We start from the raw sequence: 20,756 nt of genomic DNA, 5'->3' as shown, positions 1-20,756 counted from the left end.
GAGACCACCCATGAAGATCACCCAGGCCTTCACCTTCGAGGCGGCCCACCGCCTGCCCAACGTACCCGAGACCCACCGCTGCCACCGCATGCACGGGCATTCCTACCGAGTGGAGCTGACGATCAGCGGCGCGGTCGACCCGCGCACCGGCTGGATCGTCGACTTCTACGAGATGGAGCGGGTCTTCGCGCCGGTGCTGGAGCGGCTCGACCACCACTGCCTCAACGAGGTCGAGGGCCTCGACAACCCGACCGCCGAGAACATCGCGGCCTGGATCTGGCATCGCACCAAGGGCGGCCTGCCGGGGCTCTCGTCGGTGAGGATCTACGAGACGCCGATGTCCTGGGCCGAATACGAGGGCGACTGAAGGCGAGACGATGACGCAAGAGGGCGCGCTGGTCCTGTTCTCGGGGGGGCAGGATTCCACCACCTGCCTGGCCTGGGCGCTCGCGCGCTTCGCCCGGGTCGAGACGCTCGGCTTCGATTACGGCCAGCGCCACCGCATCGAACTCGATTGCCGACAGGCGCTGCGCGAGGGTCTCACCCGCATCGATCCGGACTGGGAGGCCCGGCTCGGGTCGGACCACAGCCTCTCCCTCGACGCGCTCGGAGCCGTCTCTGAGACGGCGCTGACGCGCGAGACCGAGATCGGCTTCGAGGCGGGCGGGCTGCCCAACACCTTCGTGCCGGGGCGCAATCTCGTCTTCCTGACCTTCGCGGCGGCGCTCGCCTACCGGCGGGGGCTTCGCCATATCGTCGGCGGCATGTGCGAGACGGATTATTCCGGCTATCCCGATTGCCGGGACGACGCGATCAAGGCGCTGCAGGTGGCGCTCAATCTCGGCATGGAGCGCCGCTTCGTGCTGCACACGCCGCTCATGTGGATCGACAAGGCGGAGACGTGGCGCCTCGCTCAGGGCCTCGGCGGGCGGCGCCTCGTCGACCTCATCGTCGAGGAGAGCCACACCTGCTACCTCGGCGAGCGGGGAAGCCGCCATGCCTGGGGCTACGGCTGCGGCACCTGCCCGGCCTGCGACCTGCGGGCGAAGGGATACGCGCGCTTCGTGGCCGAGCCCGCCTGAGCCTCAGCGCAGGCTCTCGGCGAGCGCCCGCAGCGTTCCCTCGAACGCGCGCGGGCCGGCGAGGAGGCGCTCCATCAGAAGCGCGCCCTCCAAGGTCGAGACCACGAAGCGGGCCTGGACGGCCGGGTCGAGGCTGGCCCGTATCTCGCCCTTCGCCTGGCCCTCGCGAAGCACCTCCTCGAGCCAGGCGATGTGGCGCTCGAAGAAGCGCACGATGTCTCGGCGCAGCCGCTCCGGCAGCGCCTCGCCCTCGATCGCGAGCGCCGCGCAGAGGCAGCCGAGCCCCTGCTCGACGCCGCTGAGATAGAGGCGACCGTAGGCCTCGACCCGCGCAAGGCCATCCGCATGCGCGGCGCGGATCGCGGCCAGCGCCTCGTCGTAGCGCTCTTCGTAGGCCGCCACCAGCGCCGCGCCGAGGTCCTCCTTGGTCCGGAAATGGTGGTGGATGCTGGCCTTGCGGATGCCCACCACGGCAGCGAGATCCGCGTAGCTGAAACCCGCGTAGCCGCGCCCGCGCACCAGCGCCTCGGCCTGAATCAGCAATTCGGTCCGCGTGTCTCTCATCGCCCGATGTTAACCCGGCAAGCTGCGCGCGCGAATGTGCGAGCAGAGCGGCTGGTCCAACCTTCCTGCCACTTGACCGCGGAAAAATCTACCTACTAAATGGTTGGCAAATATCACGGGAGGTAGGCCCATGTCGGCGTTCACGGCCGGCTCCGGATTGGCTGGGCGGTCGCACGCATGAGCCTTCGTCCGACACGGCGCGGAGCTCTGTTCGGCGGCCTTTGCCTGTGCTGCTTGCCGACGCTCGGCCGCTCCGCCGGGGCCTTCGCGATGGAGGAGGTCGGCCCCGGCATCTTCGTCCGAAGCGCGCCGCACGCGGAGGCGACGTCCGAGAACAACGACGCGATCGCCAATATCGGCTTCATCATCGGCCGCGATGGGGTGCTCGTCACCGAGTCGGGCGGCAGCCTCGCGGACGGGCAATGGCTGCGCGGCGAGATCGCCAAGCGCACCAACAAGCCGATCCGCCATGTCGTCCTCACGCATGTCCATCCGGACCATTGCTTCGGCGCGGCGGCCTTCGCGGCGGACAAGCCGAACTTCGTCGGCCACCATGTCCTGCGCTCTGCGCTCGATGCCCGCGGCGAATATTACCGCAAGCGCCTCGAGGATATCCTCGGCGCCGACAAGGCGGGCAGCGTCGTCTACCCGACGCAGGAGGTGACGGAGCGCGCCGAGATCGATCTCGGCGACCGCCGGCTGACCCTGACGGCGCACGGCACCGCGCACACGAACTGCGATCTCTCGATGCTCGATTCGCGGACCGGCCTGATCTTCCCGGCCGACCTCCTCTTCGTGAACCGCATCCCCTCCCTCGACGGCAGCCTTCTCGGCTGGCTGAAGGAGGCCGAGACCCTGAAGCAGATGGGAGCCACCCGGGCGGTGCCCGGCCACGGCCCGGCCAGCGTCGAGCTTGCGCCGGCTCTGGCCGAGCTGACGCGCTATCTGACGACGCTTCGCGACGAGACTCGGAAGGCCATCGCCGCCGACGTGCCGATCGAGAAGGCGGTCCAGATGGTTGCGAGGTCCGAACGCGATCACTGGGTCTTGTTCGACACCTACAACGGCCGCAACGTGACGCAGGCCTACAAGGAACTTGAGTGGGAATAGGCAAAGCGCCACATCAACTGTCGAGGAGACGTGCCATGAAGACCATTCTCACCGTCGCGCTCGGGTTGGGCCTGTCGGCCGCTGCCCTGAGCGGCCCGGTCCAGGCCGCGGGTGCTTCCGATTCCGACGCCGAGCGTCAGGCCCGCTGGGAGGAGATCGCCAAGACGATCTTCGGGGACCGCAAGATCGAGCCGACCGACACGCTGATCAAGGTCGACGCGCCGAACCGCGCGATGGATGCCGCGCTCGTGCCGATCACCCTGACGATGCTTGAGAAGGACAAGATCAAGGGCGTGCACTTCATCATCGACGACAATCCGTCGCCCTACGCCGCCCACTTCACCTTCGGCCCGGCCGCGGATCCGGGCGAGGTGAAGCTGCGCGTGCGGATCAACAACTACACCAATGTCCACGCGGTCGCCGAGACGACCGACGGCGCGCTGTTCGAGGCCACCAAGTTCGTGAAGGCATCGGGCGGCTGCTCGGCCCCGATGGGGATGAGCGACGAGGAGGCCATGCGCGGCATGGGCGACATGAAGATGAAGTTCGCGGGCGATGCCCAGCCCGGCAAGCCCGTCGAGGCGACCCTGATGATCCGCCATCCGAACTTCTCGGGCATGCAGATGAACCAGGTGACCCGCGACTTCACGCCGGCCCGCTACATCCAGAGGGTCGCCGTGACCTATGGCGACAAGACGGTGTTCAACCTCGACGGCGACATCTCGATCGCGTCGAACCCGGTGATCAACTTCGCCTTCCTTCCCGAGGGCAAGGGCCCGATCAAGGTCGTGGCGAGCGACAGCCAGGGCGGGCGCTGGGAGCACAGCTTCGACGCACCGTCGCCGAGCAACTGAGCCGCGTGAGCCAGCCGATGCGTCGCAGAGCCGAGGCCGCCCGCCGGGGCGTCGCGATCCTGGCCGCCCTGCTCCTGGCGGCGGCCTCGCCCGCCGATTCGCCCGTCAACGTTCCGGAGCCCGACGGCATCTGGACTGGCCCGCAGCGGGGATACACGCCGACGACGCTCAAGGGGGCCAAGGTCATCGGCATCGCCGGCCTCGACGCCCTGATGGCCGAGAAGCCGGTGCTCATCGACGTCGCTCTGGCCGACCGCAAGCCCGAGGGCTTTCCGGCCGACCGACCCTGGCTTCCCGCGCACCGCTCGATCCCGGATGCGGTCTGGATGCCGGGCGCCGGTGCGGCGCCGATCGATCCGGCCCATGAGGCGCAATTCGACAGGCGCGTCGAGGAGTTGACGGGCGGCGACAAGGGCAAGCCGATCGTCACCTTCTGTCACCCCGAATGCTGGGGCAGCTGGAACGCGGGCAAGCGCCTCGTGCTCCTTGGCTACACCCGCGTGCACTGGTTCCCGGACGGAATCGAGGGCTGGCAGGAGAGCCACGAGACCGCGGTGATCAAGCCCGACCCTGCCTGGGCAGCGGTCGGCGGAACCAAGGCGCAAGCCGAACCGCCGCGCTGAGGCGTCGATCCGAACCATCCGATCCGAGAGAACTGCCCGATGACCCGCCGCCGCACTGTCCTGATGTTGCTGGCAGTCCTGCTCGCCCTGTCGCCCTTTGTCACCGCATACGGCGCGCGCGCCGGCGAGGCCCGGCCCTTTGCGGAGGATGCCTTCGCGGCGGCCCAGGCCGCCGGGCGGCCGATCGTCGTCGAGGTCACTGCGCCCTGGTGCCCGATCTGCCGGGCGCAGAAGCCGATTCTGGCCAAGCTCGACGAGGATCGGCGCTTCAAGGATCTCGTCCTGTTCGAGATCGACTTCGACACCCAGAAGGCCCTGATGCGCCGGTTCGGCGCCCGCCAGCAGAGCACGCTCATCGCCTTCAAGGGCTCGAAGGAGGTCGGGCGCTCGGTCGGCGAGACCCAGCCGGAATGGATCGAGAGCCTCGTCGAGAAAGCGCTCTAGGAGGTCGCATCCATGTTCGCCGGCCTCGGCCTGGCGTTTCTGGCTGGGCTTCTCACGGTGCTGTCGCCCTGCGTGCTGCCGCTGCTGCCGCTCGTGCTGGGGGCGGCGGCCGGCCAGCACCGGCTCGGCCCCCTCGCCCTGACCGGGGGCCTCGTCCTGTCCTTCGGCGGCCTCGGCCTGTTCGTGGCGACGATCGGCTTCGGCATCGGCCTCGATGGCGAGGTCTTCCGCCAGGTGGCCGCCGGTCTGATGCTGGCACTCGGCCTGGTTCTCACGCTGCCCGCTCTTCAAACGCGGCTCGCGGTGGCCGCCGGTCCGATCAGCGACTGGACCGAGCAGCGCTTCGGCGGCTTCTCGACGAGCGGCCTCTCGGGCCAGTTCGCCGTCGGGCTGATGCTCGGCGCGGTCTGGAGTCCCTGCGTCGGCCCGACGCTCGGCGCCGCCACGCTCCTGGCGGCGCAGGGGCGCGATCTCGGTCGGGTCGCCCTAACCATGGCGGTGTTCTGCCTCGGCGCCGCGTTGCCCCTCCTACTCCTCGGCACGCTGTCCCGCGAAATCGTCGTTTCCTGGCGTGGCCGGATGATGCGGGCGGGACGGAACCTCAAGCTCGCCCTCGGCCTCGCGCTCGTGCTCGCGGGAGCCGCCATCCTGTCCGGTCTCGACAAGCGGGCCGAGGCGATCCTGGTCCAGGCGTCCCCCGACTGGCTGAATGCCCTGACGACACGCTACTGAGGCCGCTGCCCAGCGCATGCGCATGTCAGCTTTCGCTCAAAGTATCAGCAACTTCGCAGCCGCCCCGTCAGGCCGCGTCGATTGACACCACCTCGGTTGTGGCGGAAAAAAGGCAGCCCTTGAGGCGGCCCGGGTCGGGGAGGAAACGCCCGCAGAGGGCATCGGGTCGGCGACGCCATCGCCGCACCCCGCATGAAGTGCGAAACGGCCCTCTCCCGGGCACTCTTCAACGCGTCACAGGTGGTCGAGGCGGCTTGATCCGCTCGCCGATCTGTCACTGCAATCGACCCATCCTCCGGCAGATTCCCGCGGTTGCGCGTTGTATAAGCGCCGCCGAGAGCGCTGCGCTGCCTCGCGGGCGGGCTGCGCTTTTGCGTGACGAAGGGTGCTGTGGATGTCCCAGGTTGTTCAATCTCGTCGCCTGCGCGCGATCGACCTCGCGAAGGCCAAGGCGGAAGGCCGCAAGATCATCTCGCTGACGGCCTATCACGCCCACACGGCGAGCATCCTCGACGCCTATTGCGACTTCATCCTGGTCGGCGATTCCCTCGGCATGGTGATGCACGGGATGGAATCGACGCTGCCGGTCACGCTCGAGATGATGATCCTCCAGGCACAGGCCGTCATGCGGGGAACCTCGCGGGCGCTGGTGGTCGTGGACATGCCCTTCGGCTCCTACGAGGCGAGCCGCGAGCAGGCCTTCGTCAACGCCGCCCGCATCCTCAAGGAAACCGGTGCCGGCGCCATCAAGATGGAGGGCGGCGCGCGCTTCGCCGAGACGGTGGCGTTCCTGACCCAGCGCGGCGTGCCGGTGATGGGCCATATCGGGCTGACGCCGCAATCCGTGAACACGATGGGCGGGTTCAAGGTCCAGGGCCGGGGCCCGGAAGCCGAGCGGCAGCTCCTGGAGGATGCCCGCGCCATCAGCGAGGCGGGCGCCTTCGCGATCGTGCTCGAGGGAATCGTCGAGCCGGTGGCCCGCGCGATCGCGCGCTCGCCCGACGTGACGGCCCCGACGATCGGCATCGGCGCCTCCGTCGAGTGCGACGGCCAGATCCTCGTCCTGGAGGACATGCTGGGCCTGAGCGACCGCGCCCCGAAATTCGTGAAGAGCTTCGGTTCGCTGCGGGATCATATCGATCAGGCGGTGCGTACCTACGCGGAGGAGGTCCGCTCCGGCCGCTTCCCTGCCAGTGAGCACACCTATCAGGCCCGCTGAGGCTCCGCCTTCGACCCGGACAAGGTGCATCGCCGGCTCGGCGCGGGCACCCGGGGCTTTCGCGGCCCCTGTTAACCCGGCCTTAAGCGCCGCCCGCCCTCGTTGTCGACGGTGTGCGGCCAATCCCGGGCGTGCGCGGCCGGCGAGCCAATCGGGCGGAGCGACTGATGCTGGACTCCTGGCGGATCCCGCTGAGGGTGCTGAATGCCGCGCAGCTCGCCGGCGTCGCAGCGCTGGTTTTCGCCCTGGCCTGCTCGGCCTTCGCGCTCTCGGCCGCACGCGACGGGGACGAAGCCGCGCGCGGCGCGGCGCTGACCGCGGCGCGCACCTTCGCCGAGGCGATCGATCGCGGACTGCACGAGATCGACGCGGATGCGCGCACGGCCGCGCTCTTGATCCGGCCGACCGAGGCCGTCTCTAGTGATGCGGACCGCTCGGCCTTGCTGGAGGAATGGCTCGCGATCCGCGCCAATTACCGGGAAGCGATCGTGTTCGGCACGGACGGCCTCGTCCGGATCGCGAGCGATCCGCGCCGCCTCGGAACGACCTTGGCGCGCCAGCCCTGGTTCGCGCGCATCCGCGGTACGCCCATCGCGGTCGTGAGCGGTTCCGACGCGGGCGATGCCGCGGATGGTTTCGACATCGTCGTTTCCCTCGGTGCGCCCGGCCAAGCAGACCGCCTTCTCTTGCGCGTCGGCCCGGGCTTCTTCGCCGGGATCGAAGCGCATGTGCGCCGCTCGCTCGGCAGAAGCGAAGCCGACGCGCGATTCTCGGTACGCGGGGCGGACGGCCGTCTGCTCGCCGGGTCGCAGGACGGCGCGACGGCCGCACCCTCGGTCGACGTCTCCGCTCCCACGCGCGGCGACGCCGATCTCGCAAGCCCCGGCTGGATGGTGAGCGTGCGCGCGACGCGCGATGCCGGCCCCGCGCCCGGCGCCGTGATGCTCGTCCTCGGTCTCGGATTGGCTCTGGTGCTCGCCGCGGGCGGGGCGGGCTATTGTCTCGCCGCCCCGGTCGCGCTCCGGTTGCGACGCCTCGCGGACGCTCCTGCCGCCGAGCCGGCGGGAACGCGTCTGCGCGAACTCGACGACCTCGCGCGAGCGATTCTCGGTCGCGCCCGAAGCTCCGAATGCGAGCTCGCGGGGGCCGGCACGGGGCTTGAGCGGATCCGTGGCCGGCTCGAGACCTTCGAGGCGATGTCGGGCTGGAGCTGCTGGGAGGTCGATCCGCGGACGAAGCGCGTCGTCTGGTCGGACCGGGACTGTGCCGCCGCGCTGGCCGGCATCGACCGGACGGTCGATCTGACGGACCTGGCGGACCGGATCGAGGCGGCCGACCGTCCTCTGCTCGATCAGACCATGCGGGCCGCCCTCGAGGCCGACGGACCCCATGACGTGGTGCTGCGCACGCGCTCCGATGCGCCCGAGGCCGCCGCCCGGCGCGTCCTCGTTCGCTTCCTGCGCGGGCCTGCACGGGAGGGATCGCCGCGGCGGCTGCACGCGCTCAGCCGCGAGCTCCACGATGCGGAGGCCGATGCGGCCCTCGCGCCGAACGCGGTCGAGCGCCGCCGCAGCCATGTCCTGCGTCGGATGACGGACGGGATCGTCCACGATTTCAACGACATCCTGACGATCGTGCTCGCCAATCTCGGTGCGCTCAAGCGTCGTCATGCTCTGGAAATCGAGCCGACGCGCCTCGTCGACGCGGCGCTCGCGGGTGCCCTACGCGGAAGCGCCCTCACCCGGCGCATGCTGAGCTTCGTCCGCAGCGACGGGTCGGGAGCGGCTGAGAGCGATCTCGCCGGGCTCGTGTCGGCCTTCCTGCCCTTCGCACAGGCGAACGTGCTGCGCGGCACGCCTGTGATCGACCGCGTGCCGCACGACCTGCCGAAGGTCCTCTGCAGCGAGCGGCTCATCGAGGTCACGCTGCTCAACATCGCGTTCCATATCCGCGAGCTCGGCCTCCACGGCTTCGCCATCGGGGCCGCGGCCCACCCGGCCGATGCCGGGACGGGTCTCGATCTCCCGTCAGGACCCTATGTTCGTCTCCTGCTCGCAAGCGGCCGGCCCGGTACGGGCCGGCCGCCGGCGGCGCCGGACCCGACCTATCTCGAGACGGTGGCGCGCCTGCTCGCCGAGATCCGGGGCGGCTGGCGCCTCGTCGATGATGGCACCGGCGAGGCGGCGTTCCTTGCCGAGATCTGGCTTCCGGCCGGCGACAAGGCGTCCGTGCCGGCCGCACCATCCTGGGAGACGACGCTGCGCATCCTCCTCGTCGAGAGCGACAGCCTCGTCCGCGCGAGCCTCGCCGAGGCTCTCGTCGACCTCGGCCACGATGTCGTCCAGGCGGCGTCCGGCGAGCACGCGCTGGCGATGCTCGGCGAGCGGTCCGATTACGACGCCATGATCGCCGACCAGTCGATGCCGGCCATGACCGGGTTGCAGCTTGCTGCGACCGTGGTCGAGCGTCATCCCGGCATCCGGGTCATCCTGGCGAGTCCGCACGGGCAATTGCCGGCCGCGGCCCGCCGGTTTCTCCAGCTCGAGAAGCCGTTTCGCCACGAGGACCTCGCCGCCGTGCTCGGCGGAGCCACGGCGCAGCGGACCGCCGAGGCCGCGTAAGCCTCTCCCGACGCCAGCATCCCGAACGCCGCGCAAGCCTCCGGCGCGGCGCCGATGCCGACTGCTCGATCACGCCGCGGCGGCATCCCGATCGTGCGCGTCCGTACAACTCCAGGCTGAGGGCTTGTTAACCGTCGTGGCCGATAAAGCAGTGCGTCGGGACTTCGGTTCTGTGGAGGCCGCCGCCTTGCGGACGTTCAGCGAGCATCGAGCCATGCGGACTGCGAAAACGCCTCGGATCCTGCTCGCCATCGCCGCGTCGGTGCTCGCGGCCTCGTCCGTCGAGGCTGCCGATCTGGCCGCGACCAACGCGACGGCGGACTGGTACACGGGCGCGCAGGCGCAACCGGTCGACGACAGCTGGGCGGTTGCGGTCGACGGCTCGACCAGCGTCACCTCGAACAGCTCCGCCTTCGGATCGCTGACCATCACGGCGTCGCCGGGCGGCCCGGCGACACAGAGCGGCGTGCGCGTGCGGGTCGAAGGCGTGGCCGGCACCTACTCCTACCCGGGTCAGGCCGTCGCGACCCGCGTCACCGGCTTCCAGCAGGAGGGCGGGGTCCTCGGCGGCTACGAGTGGATCTGGCGCGATGCGGCGCTGGCCGGCTATATCGGCTTCAACGTGCGCAGCAACCAGCTCTCGGTGCCCGATCCCGGCAACCCCGTCGTCGGCACCGGAATCGGCTTCAGGGTCGCGGCCAATTTCTACGCCAACCCGACCGATCGCACGATGGTCTCCGCCTACGGCGCCTATTCCACCAAGTTCAACGCCTATTACTCGCGTTTCCGTGTCGGCTACATGGTGGCGGACGGGGTCTATATCGGGCCGGAGGCGCTGTTCCTCGGCGACGACTTCTTCCGCCAGTACCGGATCGGGGCGCACCTGACCGGCCTGGCGCTCGGGCCGGTCCAACTCGCGGTCGCAGCCGGTTACGTGAACGATCGCGTGCAGAAGTCCGGCTACTATTCGAGTGTCGAAGCACGCGCAAATTTCTGATCGTGATCTGCGTCGCGTCGGGGTGGTACGGTTCCAACACACGCAAGCGTCGAGACCGTACGAAACTCCGAAAAGACTTGCGCCGGCGTTTTCTCCGGGCGCCTCGCCGCGCGATGACTGAGGAAACTGAGATCGAACGCCGTGCGGCAGTTCCGTTTCGCTGCGTCGCAGCCGATGAGGCCTGCAACCACTGGTTTTGATATCGTTTCCGTCCCGAAGACCAGTCTCGATCGACATGGCAGCCCCGAAATAATCCGCCTTTATTAAAAAAATTAGCGGGTCATACATAAATATGATCGCTAATCCAGCTGAGAATTTAAGATTATTTTTCCAGAATTCGTATTAGATTTTGCCTTGCAAATCATCTCCCAACTTAAATAAGTTCTCCAGAATTGCCACAGTTGCGCGCCTATGCGTGCGGAGAGGTCGTTCGAGGGCATTCGCCTTTCAATGGCGGCGCGGGTCGCGGCACAGGAGGAGTGGGCGTGGGAGTTGCGGCGCGATGGCTGGCCTGGATGGCGACGACCGCGGCCGGTCTCGTCCTGCTCAGCCAGCCGGTCAGTACGCAAAACCAGCTCGCGATGAGCCTCGCCGCCATGGCGACGATGTTGCTCCTGTGGCTGTTCCTCGACGGCCCGCGGACGCGCTTCGTGTTCCTGGCGATGGGAAGCCTGGTGGTGCTGCGCTACATCCTGTGGCGCGTCACCAGCACGCTTCCCTCCGCCGGCGATCCGGTCAGCTTCGGCTTCGGGCTCGTCCTTCTCGTCGGCGAGCTCTACTGCGTGTTCATCCTGTTCGTCAGCCTGATCATCAATGCCGAACCGCTGCGCCGGCGCCCGCCGCCGGTCGCCCGGGCCGCGGACCTGCCGCAGGTCGACGTCTTCGTGCCGAGCTACAACGAGGATGCGGGCATCCTCGCCATGACGCTCGCGGCGGCGCGGCAGATGAACTATCCGCCCGAGAAGCTCACGGTCTGGCTCCTCGACGACGGCGGCACGGATCAGAAATGCGCCGATGCCGATCCGGAGAAGGCCGCCGCAGCACGGGCGCGCCGCGCCCATCTGCGCGCGCTCTGCGCCGACCTCGGTGCCCGCTACCTGACCCGCGAGCGAAACCTGCACGCAAAGGCCGGCAACCTGAACAACGGGCTCGCTCATGCCAGCGGCGAGATCGTGGTGGTGTTCGACGCCGACCACGCGCCCTTCCGATCCTTCCTGCGGGAGACCGTCGGCTACTTTGCGGAGGATCCTCGCCTCTTCCTCGTGCAGACGCCGCACGCCTTCCTGAACCCGGATCCGGTCGAGCGGAACCTGCGCACCTTCGAGCGCATGCCGTCGGAGAACGAGATGTTCTACGCGGTGACGCAGCGCGGCCTCGACAAGTGGAACGGCTCGTTCTTCTGCGGCTCGGCCGCGCTCCTGCGCCGCGCCGCGCTCGACGAGGCGGGCGGCTTCTCGGGCATCACCATCACGGAGGATTGCGAGACGGCGTTCGAGCTGCACTCGCGCGGCTGGACCAGCGTCTACGTCGACAAGCCGCTCATCGCCGGGCTCCAGCCCGACACGCTCGCCGACTTCATCGGCCAGCGCTCGCGCTGGTGCCAGGGCATGTTCCAGATCCTCATGCTGAAGAACCCGCTGCTGCAGCGCGGCCTCAAGCCCATCCAGAAGGTCGCCTACCTGTCGAGCATGACGTTCTGGTTCTTCCCGGCGCCGCGCCTGATCTTCATGTTCGCGCCGCTGCTGCACATTTTCTTCGATCTGAAGATCTTCGTCGCGAGCGTCGACGAATCAATCGCCTACACGGCGACCTACATCGTCATCAATCTGATGATGCAGAACTACGTCTACGGCAAGTTCCGCTGGCCCTTCGTCTCCGAACTCTACGAGTACATCCAGGGCCTCTATCTCTCGAAGGCGATCGCCGCGGTCGTCCTGTCGCCGAGAAGGCCGACATTCAAGGTGACCAACAAGGGTTCGAGCCTCGACCACGATCACCTCTCGCCGCTCTCGCTGCCGTTCTTCGCCGTCTACGCTCTGCTCCTCGCCGGGTGCGGGGTCGCGGCCTGGCGCTATCTCTTCGAGCCCGGTGTCACCAACCTGATGCTGGTCGTCGGCCTCTGGAACTTCTTCAACCTCCTGACGGCCGGCGCCGCCCTCGGCGTCTGCGCCGAGCGCCGGCAGGTCGAGCGCACGCCCTCGCTGCCGATCGACCGCCGCGGCGTCCTGACCCTCGGCGGACGCGCCGTCGACGTGGCCGTCGAGCGCGTCTCGGTCGAGGCCTGCACCGTCCGCGTCCCCGCCGCGCTCCTCACGACGGGCGCGGGCCACCGTCCGATGGGGGGCGCGCTCACCGTGGTGCCGGTCGACGGCGCCCGCCCGGCCGGAGCCCTGCCGGTGACCCTCGATCAGGTCTCGCGCCAGCGCGACGACGCGCTCTGCCGGCTGAGCTTCCACGCCCTGCGCCCGCAGGATTACACGGCGCTGGCGGGCCTCATGTACGGGGACGCGGAGGCGATGCGACGCTTCCAGATGCGCCGCAGGCGGCACAAGGACATCCTGTCGGGCACGTTGCAATTCGCCTGGTGGGGCCTGCTCGAACCGCTGCGCGCGATCCGTTACGTCTTCCTCAAGGAACCGCGCCCGGCCGCGATCGAGCGCGTCCCCGCTCTGCCGCTCGATGAGCCGGTGCAGCCGGCGGGCGCGCCTCCCCTGGCGCCCGAGCCCGTCGGTATCGGCGCCGCCGCGCCTGTCTCCGAGGCCGCGGCGGACCTCACGCTCGCCCGCGAGCCGGCCGAAGCAGACGGGTCGAGCGACTGGGTGCGGCTGATGCTCGAATTCGAGAACGAGCGCCTGCTCGCGGGCGAGCGCGCCCGACGGCCGAGCCCGGCATGAGCGGCATGAGCGGCATGAGCGGCATGAGATCGCGTCGCCTCCGGCCGCTCCGGCTGCTCGCCGGACTGCTCGCGTCAGCGTCGCTGCACGGGCCGGCCGTCAGCCAGAGCTTTCTCGGAAACGGCCCGGCCGAGCGCCTCAGCGTGCCGCCGACGGGCGATCCACTGCGCAATCAGGCGCCGCCGCCCGGGCGTCCGGAGGCCGGCAACGATCCGGGCCGCCGCCCGCCGGTCCAGGCGACGATCGCCGCCGCCCGGCGCTTCCCGGCGGGCACGCGCGGCTACCGTCTTTCGGGCGAGGACGACGTGCTGCAATTTCCGGTCTATTTGACCGAGGGGCAGGCGCGCGGTCCGGCACGGTTGCGCGTCTCCTACCTGTCGGCGATCTCGGTTGCGCCCGAATCCTCCGAACTCGGCGCGAGCGTCAACGGTGCCAAGGTGGGCTGGACCCGTATCCAGGCTCCGGGCGCCGTGAAGGTGGTCGAATTCGCCCTGCCGGAGGGCCTTCTCAAGGCCGGCTACAACGCCGTCACGCTGTCGGCGAGCCAGCGTCATCGGGTGGATTGCTCGATCGACGCCACCTACGAGCTCTGGACGCAGATCGACCCGTCCCGCTCGGGTCTGGTGGTCGCGCCCGCGGCCGCCGACCTCGACCTCAAGTCGCTGGCCGCCCTCGAACCGGACGAGAGCGGGGCTTTGCCGATCGGCGTCGTCCTGTCCGAGAAGCCGAACCTCGAGCGGCTGGAACGCATGATCGCGGCCGTGCAGGCCGTGGCGCTCGTGGGCCGTCTCGCGCGGCCCGCCGTCGCGTTCGGCCCGCCGCTGACCGGGCGCACGGGCGTCAATCTCGTGGTCGGTACCGCGGCCGAGATCAGGGGCGTCGAGGGAATCGACGAGATCGGGCCGATCACCGGGCCGAAGCTCACGTTGCTGCCGGCGCGTGGCAGCCGGGCGCCAACGCTCGTCGTCTCCGGCCTCAACGGCGCCGACGTGCGGCAGGCGATCAGCAATCTCGCCGAGGGCGGCGATGCGAACAACCCGCCGAGGGGGGCGCAGCTGGCGAACCTCAACCGCGGCTACGAGGTCTGGGGCGGCGAGACCCTGGGCCTCGACGCGCTCGGCATCGCCACGCGCGAGTTCAACGGGCGCCTGATGCGGGTCGGCTTCGAGGTTCGCTTCCCAGCCGATTTTGTGCCCGCCGATTACGGGAAAGTGATGCTCCACCTCGCGGGCGGCTACGCGGCCGGCCTCGACCCGAGCGCGCAGATCATCGTCGACATCAACGGCCGCAATGCCGCGAGCGTACCGCTCCCCTACGCGCGCGGCGAGGTGTTCGAGGACAGCTCCATCCCGCTGCCGCTGAGCCTGTGGCGACCGGGCCTGAACCGCGTCGAGATCGCCGCACAGCTGCCGATCTCCGCCGATCGGGCCTGCGACACCCTCGCGCCCGGCGCCAAGCGCGCCCGCTTCCTCCTCCTCGACCGCACGCGGTTGACGATCCCGTCCCTCGCGCGCGCGGTGCGCTCCCCCGACCTCGCGGCCGTGAAGGGGGGCGCCGTGCCCTTCGTGGCACCGGGTCCGCGACCGCGCCTCGTTCTGCCGACGCCGGACCGCGACTCGGCGGACGCCGCCGCGATGCTCGCGGCGCGGCTTGCCATGGCGGCCAAGCGCGTGATCGATTTCGAGCTGAGCGCCGACGAGCGCGGCACGGGTGGCGGCGCAACGTTGATCGTGGCCCCGGCCCGTGCGTTGAACCCGCTCGCGATCGAGGCGGTCGGCCTCGATCCCGATCAGATCCGACGTATCTGGGAGGGCCGTGCCGAGACGGTGGCGACGCCCGGCCAGTTCGGTGCGGAGGGCGTGCTGACGCTCGACCGGCTGCGCCGCAACCTGCCCATGCGCTGCGCGCTGCCGCCCGCCACGATGCCGCTGCGCGTGGCCGCGGCCGCCCCGGTGGTGCCGGCCCCGGCGCAGACGCCGACTCCCCCGCAGCCGCAGCCGCGCAGCGTCGTGCCCGCCTCCGACCGGGATCTGCTCGCGCGCTGGGACGTGACCCTGCGCGGGCCGAACCCGATCCTCGCCGGCCTCGCCGAGACTTGGAACGCGGCGACGAAGCACGCGAATGAGCTGTGGGAGGCGGCGCTCGGGCTCGCGCGGGAACCGACCGGCGCGCAGGCGCCGGAGGTGAACCCGCGCGCCTCGCTGATCATCGCCGAGGGAGCCGGCGCCGACCGGCTCGCGGACACCACGGTCCTGGTGACCGCCCCCAACCCCTCCATGCTGAAGGCATCGGTCTCCTGCCTCGTGGACCCGGTGGTCTGGACGAAGCTCACCGGCCGCGCCGCCTTCCTCGACGCGTCCGACGGGAGCCTTTCGACGGTGACGCCGGAGCGGGTCGGACTGATCGAGACGCAGCCCTGGTCGCTCGTCAACTTCCGGCTGGTCTCGGCCGCCTGGCTGTCCCTCAACCCGGCCTTCTACGTCGGCCTCACCCTGCTGATGGCCCTCTGCCTCGGCCTCGCTACGACGGCTCTCGTCCGGCAACTCGGGCGGCGCAGCGGATGAGAGGACCATGGGCGCGCCTTCTCCCGGTCTCGCGCATCCTCTCCGATCGGCGAGCGGAGGCTCCGTCTCATCCGGATCGCGCGCGCGGCATCCCTCCCGCAGGCGAGGCTCCCGCGCGCGTGATGGCACGCGGCGCGCGCTCCGGATGTCCGGGTCCGCGATGCGGGGGACGCCGCGGGAGCATGCTGGCCGGTCTGACCGCTGCGCTCGGCCTCCTGCTGAACTTCGGTACCTTGGCCCGGGCGCAGGAGACCACGATCGTCCCCCCCGCCACCGCGCTGCCGAGCGTTCCTCGCCCGGAAGCCAAGCCGGGTGCGAGCACCGGCCCGACACTGGCCGGGACGCTGGGCGACGACGCGGCGTGGCGTGCCTACCGCGCCCGCTTCGTGACCGAGCAGGGCCGCGTCGTCGACACGGCCAACGATCTGATCAGCCACAGCGAGGGGCAGGGCTACGGCATGCTGCTCGCGGTGGCCGCCAACGACCGGGCGACCTTCGAGCGCATCTGGGGGTGGACGCGCGCCAACTTGATGGTGCGCTCGGACGAATTGATGGCCTGGCGCTGGGCGCCGGACAAGCGTCCGGCCGTCGCCGACATGAACAACGCGACCGACGGCGACATCCTGGTGGCCTGGGCCCTGACCGAGGCGGCCGAGGCCTGGGGCGAGCCTTCCTACCGCACGGCGGCCCGCCGGATCGCCGTCGAGTTCGGCCGCAAGGCGATCCTGTTCAAGGATCCGCACGGACCGATCATCCTGCCGGCCGTGTCCGGCTTCGCGGCCCGGGAACGCGCCGACGGGCCCCTCGTGAACCTGTCCTACTGGGTCTTTCCCGCCTTCCAGCGCCTGCCGATCGTGGCCCCGGAATACGATTGGGCCTCGGTGATCCGCAGCGGCGTGAACCTCGTGCGCCAGGCGCGCTTCGGCCCCACGCGGCTGCCCACCGAGTGGATTTCCGTGAAGGAGGATGCGCCCCGCCCCGCCGAGGGCTTCCCGGCCCTGTTCTCCTACAACGCGATCCGCGTGCCCCTCTACCTCGCCTGGGCGGGCGTCGGCCGGCCGGAGGATTTGGCGCCCTTCCGCACGCTCTGGGGGGGGATCGAGCGCGAACGCCTGCCGATCGTTGACACGGGCGACGGTCGTCCCGTGGAATGGCTGACCGAGCCGGGCTACACCGCCCTGCCGGCGCTCACCGCCTGCGCCGCCGCCGACACGCCGTTGCCGGAGGGCGCGGAAACGGTTCAGCCCAACCAGAACTACTATCCGACCACCCTGCACCTCCTCGCGCTCGTCGCGACCCGGATGCGCTACCCGTCATGCCTGAAACGTTGAGCCTCCGTCCGCGACGGGTCATTCGGGTCGCGGCTTCCCTCGCGTTGCTGGCCGCTTCGCCGCTTGCCGCGCAGCAAGCCCCGACGAATCCGGCAGACGGCGGCGCGCGCATCGTCTACGGCGACGGCGTCCGCGCGCCCGCGATCGTGGTCGAGCCCGATACGTCGGGCACCTCCGGCATGGTCGACGAGAGCGCGCTGCGCTACTACGCCTCGCAGAAGCAGACCGCGCGCATGAAGGCCGAGATCGCGCGGCTGAAGCGCCTCTACCCGGGCTGGACCGAGCCTCCGGACCTCGACAGCCTGCAGCCGAGCCCGCCCGAGGAGGCGCCGCTCTGGGACCTGTTCACCGCCGGGCGCTTCGATGACCTGCGCGCCGCCATCGCGTCGCGGCGCTCGGTCGATCCCAATTGGCAGCCCTCGGAGGAACTCGCCCGCAAGCTCCGGCGCGCCGAGTTCCGCAACCGCGTCAAGTCCGCATCGGGCAAGCGTCCCGAGGATGTCGCCGGCCTTTATCGTGCCGACCCGGCGGCCCTCGACCCGTCCGACGTGGAGAGCATCTGGGCGATCGCGGACGCGCTTGCGGCGACGGAAGCCGGCGAGGATGCCTTCACGCTCTACAAGTCCGTCCTCGACGTCAGCTCCGATCCCGGCGCGCGGCTCGCCACGATCCAGAAGGCGATGGCCCATCTCAAGATGGAGCAGGCCGAGCGACTGATCGCCATGGGACGCCTCGACCCCGAGGGCAACACGGAGTTCGAAGCGATCCGCGTCGACATCACGCGCGCGCGCATCGCCGCTTTCCTGCACGACGAGCCGGCTCAGACCCCGACGCTCGCCGACCTGACCGCCTTCCAGGCCTATGCCCGCAAGTCGGGCGATCCGAGCCAGACGGGGCTGCTCGGCTGGTACGCCTACAAGCGCCGGCAATTCCGCGAGGCGCTCGAGTGGTTCAAGCTCGCCATTGCGCGGAACGGCGACGCCATGGTGGCTCACGGCCTCGCGCATACGCTGCGCGAGCTCAACATGCTGCGCGAGGCCGAGGAGGTCGCCTACGCCTGGCGCGAGCGCTTCGTGGGCAACGAGATCCTGTTCATCGACATCCTCGAGCGCAAGCTGACGCTGGCCAATCCCCCCTATATCGAGCCCGCCCGGATCGAGCGCTACGCCAAGGTCGTGATCGCCTCGGGCTCCGGCGAGGGCGCCCAGGGATTGGCGTGGTACGCCTACAATTCCTGCCAGTTCGACGCGGCGCTCGAATGGTTCCAGCGCGCCAATGCGTGGCTGCCGAGCGAGACGACGGTGTTCGGCTACGCGCTGACCCAGCAGCGCCTGAAACGCCAGCGCCCGTACCTGGAGACCATCAACCGGTACGACGGGCTGTTCCCGAAGGTCGTCGATCTCCTCTTTCGCGAGGATCCCGGCGGGCCGCCGCTACCCTGCGCCGCCTCGGCAACCCAGCAGGCCGCGGCGGCGGCGCGTGCCGCCACGCCGAAGCCCGAGCCGCAGCAATCATACGGCCGCGTACCCCGGCCTGACGGCGCGGCGGGCAGCAAAGCCGAGACTCGGCCCTTGGCGGTGCAGCGCAATGAATTTCCGTTGCAGGTCCAGATGGACAACGCCCTCCGCTACCCGCCGGCAGCGTTGCAGCGGGCGCTCGCCGAGCCGGCACCGGGTGGAAACTTCGCCAAGGAGCCGTCGACACAGGCGCCGCCCCTCGTGGCCCGGCGGGTGCCGGGCGCGGGCGCCATGCCTTACGAGCGCTACGGCTACGCTCTGCTTCCCGGCTACAACGGGCTCGACAAGCCCGAAGGCCTGAGCCTGCCTGCCGCCGGCACGCTCTGGCAGGAGCAGCAGGCCGGCCGAGCCCGCGCGGGCTCGGCCGGGACGGAGATCGATCGTTTCTCCGTGCCGGGACGCGCGTCCGCCGGCGGCCAGACCACGAGAGGATTTCCGTGATCCCTGCGTTCCGTGCCCGCTTCGCGATACCGTGTCTCCTGGGCACGGCCGTCCTCGGAGCGGCCGCGGCGGCGCGGGCCCAGACAGTTCCGGTCGTACGGCTTCCCGGAGCCGGTACGGTGACGTCCGTCGCGGAGACGCGCGTGCGCGACGGGTTCGACCAGCGCATCCGCTTCGCGGGCGGTGACGGCCGCAACGGCGCCGAGGTGGGCTTGCGCAACGAGACCGGCGACCTGCTGCTCGCCTTCCCGCCGCGGCTCGCCAAGCCGAACCAGCTCGGCATCGAGGGCGAGCTCGCGGCCCGCTTTCCCGGGCAGGTGATGCGCGTTGTCGCGAGCCCGCGCCGCAATGCCTACGGGCCGATCGGGCTCGCGCTCGGTGCCGACTGCCTCTACGCGTGGCAATGGTTCGAGCGGTCCTCGGCCGGAGGGTCGCGCGGGGACGGCAGGCCGGGCCTGTTCGGGCCGCTCTCCGTTCCGATGGCCGGGCGCAGGGCCCTCTCGCTGCGGATCCGGCTGTGCCGTACGGAGAGCGCGAGCCTGGCCGATCTCGTGCAGGCCGTGGAGCGGATGGTGATCGCCCTGCCGACAGGCAGCGCGATCGCCGCCCGCGAGGAGACCCGCCTGCCTCCCACCACCCTTCCGGAAAGGCCGCGGCTGCGTCTGCCGCCCGCACCGCGGCAGGCCGCGCCGCCGGTTCGCAGGAGCGTCGAGCGCCCGCGGCCGCCTGTCGAGCGCGCTGTTCCACCCCCTGCGGCGCCGCCGCCAGCCGCGCCCGCCCCCGGCACGACCGATGCGGGACGGCGCTACATCGTCCCGCCGGCGCCGGAGACCGGCCAGCAGGCCGCGCCGCCTTCGCCCACCGTCCCGCCCGCCGGTCCCCAGCGCTTCATCACGGACGGTCTGAAGCCGCCGGAGCCACAGCCGGGGACGAACCTGACCCCGAGCCCGGCGCCCGGGCGCGGGACAGGGGAGAGCCTCTCGCCGGATCTGCCGTCGGAAGCCTATCGGCCGCCGAAGCGCAACGGCCCCTGAGCCCGGCCGTCGATGTCCGCGACCGCACGGAAGGCCGGCGCGCGAGGGGATCGGGATGGCCTGATGGAGATCGGCGCATGGGTGCAGAGGAGCTGAGCCGCCGCCTGTTTCCGCTGCGTCTCGATGGCCGCTCGCATCTCAGGATCCCGCTGATCGTCGAGGCGGCTGCCGAGATCGCAGCGTGCAGCGGCGGGCTTTCCCCGGTCGAGCGCCAGGCCCTCGCGATCCAGGCCCCGAGCCGCCTGCCGGCCTCAGCGACGGAGTTCGAGCGCGGGATGCTCGTCGGGCTCTGTCTCGCCCTCGTCTCCGAGCCGCACCGGGCTGGGCCGGATCTGGAGGCCGCCCTGCTCGCCGCGATCCTCGAGGCCTCGTCCTGCGGTTACGTGGTCGCCGGCATGCGCCTGCCCTGCGATGACGAGCGCCTGGCCGAGGACCTCCGGCAGGGCGCCGGCCTCTGCACCTGCCGGGCGGAGGTCGAGGCGCTGCTCGCCGGGCCGCTCGCCCCCTCGCGGCCCACGGGTGCAGCCCGCTCGACCGGATCGGAGCGATAGCGGAACGGAACCGGCCCAGCCGCTCCCGGCGCGCCAGGCTTGCGCCGCGCGCCTGCGCAGCGGCCTGCCCGAGCGGTCTGCTCGGATCAGCGCAGGATGGATTGGTAGTGGACGTGCTCGGTGAGGCAGGTTGAGAGGCGCCACTCGACGGGTCGCTCGTCGAGGTCGAAGGCGACGC

17 protein-coding genes are annotated in these 20,756 nt (G+C 70.4%); 16 read left to right on the top strand and 1 reads right to left on the bottom strand.

Annotated features, from left to right (window positions below):
* The first annotated feature begins 10 nt into the window (after window positions 1–10).
* Window positions 11–367, top strand: coding sequence for a 6-carboxytetrahydropterin synthase QueD (gene queD, locus WDW90_RS22760; RefSeq protein WP_336489744.1), 357 nt, complete (start codon window positions 11–13; stop codon window positions 365–367).
* 10 nt (window positions 368–377) lie between these two features.
* Complete coding sequence (gene queC, locus WDW90_RS22755; RefSeq protein WP_336489743.1) at window positions 378–1,082, top strand: 7-cyano-7-deazaguanine synthase QueC; 705 nt, start codon at window positions 378–380, stop codon at window positions 1,080–1,082.
* 3 nt (window positions 1,083–1,085) lie between these two features.
* Here queC and WDW90_RS22750 read toward each other — a convergent pair whose 3' ends face one another.
* Window positions 1,086–1,646, bottom strand: a complete 561-nt coding sequence (locus tag WDW90_RS22750) for a TetR/AcrR family transcriptional regulator (protein WP_336489742.1) — start codon at window positions 1,644–1,646, stop codon at window positions 1,086–1,088.
* Window positions 1,647–1,823: 177 nt separating this feature from the next.
* Between WDW90_RS22750 and WDW90_RS22745 the strand changes: the two genes are divergently transcribed.
* From WDW90_RS22745 to WDW90_RS22680, 14 genes are all read left to right on the top strand, one after another.
* On the top strand, window positions 1,824–2,756 hold the full coding sequence (locus WDW90_RS22745) for a quinoprotein relay system zinc metallohydrolase 2 (protein ID WP_336489741.1): 933 nt from the start codon (window positions 1,824–1,826) through the stop codon (window positions 2,754–2,756).
* A 35-nt stretch (window positions 2,757–2,791) separates the two neighbouring features.
* Window positions 2,792–3,610: a quinoprotein dehydrogenase-associated SoxYZ-like carrier gene (locus WDW90_RS22740; protein ID WP_336489740.1), complete on the top strand. Its 819-nt coding sequence runs from the start codon at window positions 2,792–2,794 to the stop codon at window positions 3,608–3,610.
* Window positions 3,611–3,627: 17 nt separating this feature from the next.
* The gene (locus tag WDW90_RS22735; protein WP_336489739.1) at window positions 3,628–4,233 is read left to right on the top strand and encodes a rhodanese-like domain-containing protein; all 606 of its coding nucleotides are present in this window, start codon (window positions 3,628–3,630) and stop codon (window positions 4,231–4,233) included.
* A 39-nt stretch (window positions 4,234–4,272) separates the two neighbouring features.
* Window positions 4,273–4,677, top strand: coding sequence for a thioredoxin family protein (locus WDW90_RS22730; RefSeq protein WP_336489738.1), 405 nt, complete (start codon window positions 4,273–4,275; stop codon window positions 4,675–4,677).
* 12 nt (window positions 4,678–4,689) lie between these two features.
* Entirely contained in the window at window positions 4,690–5,409 is a 720-nt protein-coding gene (locus WDW90_RS22725) for a cytochrome c biogenesis CcdA family protein (RefSeq protein WP_336489737.1), read from the top strand.
* Window positions 5,410–5,803: 394 nt separating this feature from the next.
* The gene (panB, locus tag WDW90_RS22720) at window positions 5,804–6,628 is read left to right on the top strand and encodes a 3-methyl-2-oxobutanoate hydroxymethyltransferase (protein WP_336489736.1); all 825 of its coding nucleotides are present in this window, start codon (window positions 5,804–5,806) and stop codon (window positions 6,626–6,628) included.
* Window positions 6,629–6,795: 167 nt separating this feature from the next.
* Window positions 6,796–9,249 carry a response regulator gene (locus tag WDW90_RS22715; protein ID WP_336489735.1) on the top strand — a complete coding sequence of 818 codons (2,454 nt, stop codon included), beginning with the start codon at window positions 6,796–6,798 and terminating at the stop codon, window positions 9,247–9,249.
* A 214-nt stretch (window positions 9,250–9,463) separates the two neighbouring features.
* A complete protein-coding gene (gene bcsS, locus WDW90_RS22710; protein ID WP_336489734.1) occupies window positions 9,464–10,246 on the top strand; it encodes a cellulose biosynthesis protein BcsS in 783 nt (260 codons plus the stop codon).
* A 515-nt stretch (window positions 10,247–10,761) separates the two neighbouring features.
* Complete coding sequence (gene bcsA, locus WDW90_RS22705) at window positions 10,762–13,140, top strand: UDP-forming cellulose synthase catalytic subunit (protein ID WP_431311098.1); 2,379 nt, start codon at window positions 10,762–10,764, stop codon at window positions 13,138–13,140.
* On the top strand, window positions 13,137–15,704 hold the full coding sequence (locus WDW90_RS22700; protein WP_431311097.1) for a cellulose biosynthesis cyclic di-GMP-binding regulatory protein BcsB: 2,568 nt from the start codon (window positions 13,137–13,139) through the stop codon (window positions 15,702–15,704). Before bcsA ends, WDW90_RS22700 begins: the two co-directional genes overlap by 4 nt.
* A 182-nt stretch (window positions 15,705–15,886) precedes the next feature.
* Window positions 15,887–17,035 carry a family 8 glycosyl hydrolase gene (locus WDW90_RS22695; protein WP_336489732.1) on the top strand — a complete coding sequence of 383 codons (1,149 nt, stop codon included), beginning with the start codon at window positions 15,887–15,889 and terminating at the stop codon, window positions 17,033–17,035.
* Window positions 17,020–18,993 (top strand): hypothetical protein, encoded by a 1,974-nt coding sequence (locus tag WDW90_RS22690; protein WP_336489731.1) that lies wholly within the window; start codon window positions 17,020–17,022, stop codon window positions 18,991–18,993. Before WDW90_RS22695 ends, WDW90_RS22690 begins: the two co-directional genes overlap by 16 nt.
* Window positions 18,990–20,027 carry a cellulose biosynthesis protein BcsN gene (gene bcsN, locus WDW90_RS22685; RefSeq protein WP_336489730.1) on the top strand — a complete coding sequence of 346 codons (1,038 nt, stop codon included), beginning with the start codon at window positions 18,990–18,992 and terminating at the stop codon, window positions 20,025–20,027. The genes WDW90_RS22690 and bcsN overlap by 4 nt, the downstream gene beginning before the upstream one ends.
* Before the next feature lie 77 nt (window positions 20,028–20,104).
* Entirely contained in the window at window positions 20,105–20,578 is a 474-nt protein-coding gene (locus tag WDW90_RS22680; protein WP_336489729.1) for a hypothetical protein, read from the top strand.
* Window positions 20,579–20,756: the final 178 nt, after the last annotated feature.

The sequence above is a fragment of the Methylobacterium nigriterrae genome (assembly GCF_037106235.1).
Classification (GTDB): Bacteria; Pseudomonadota; Alphaproteobacteria; order Rhizobiales; family Beijerinckiaceae; genus Methylobacterium; species Methylobacterium nigriterrae.
The sequence above is the reverse complement of the archived record's forward strand: the minus strand, read 5'-3'. Positions and strand labels throughout refer to the sequence as shown.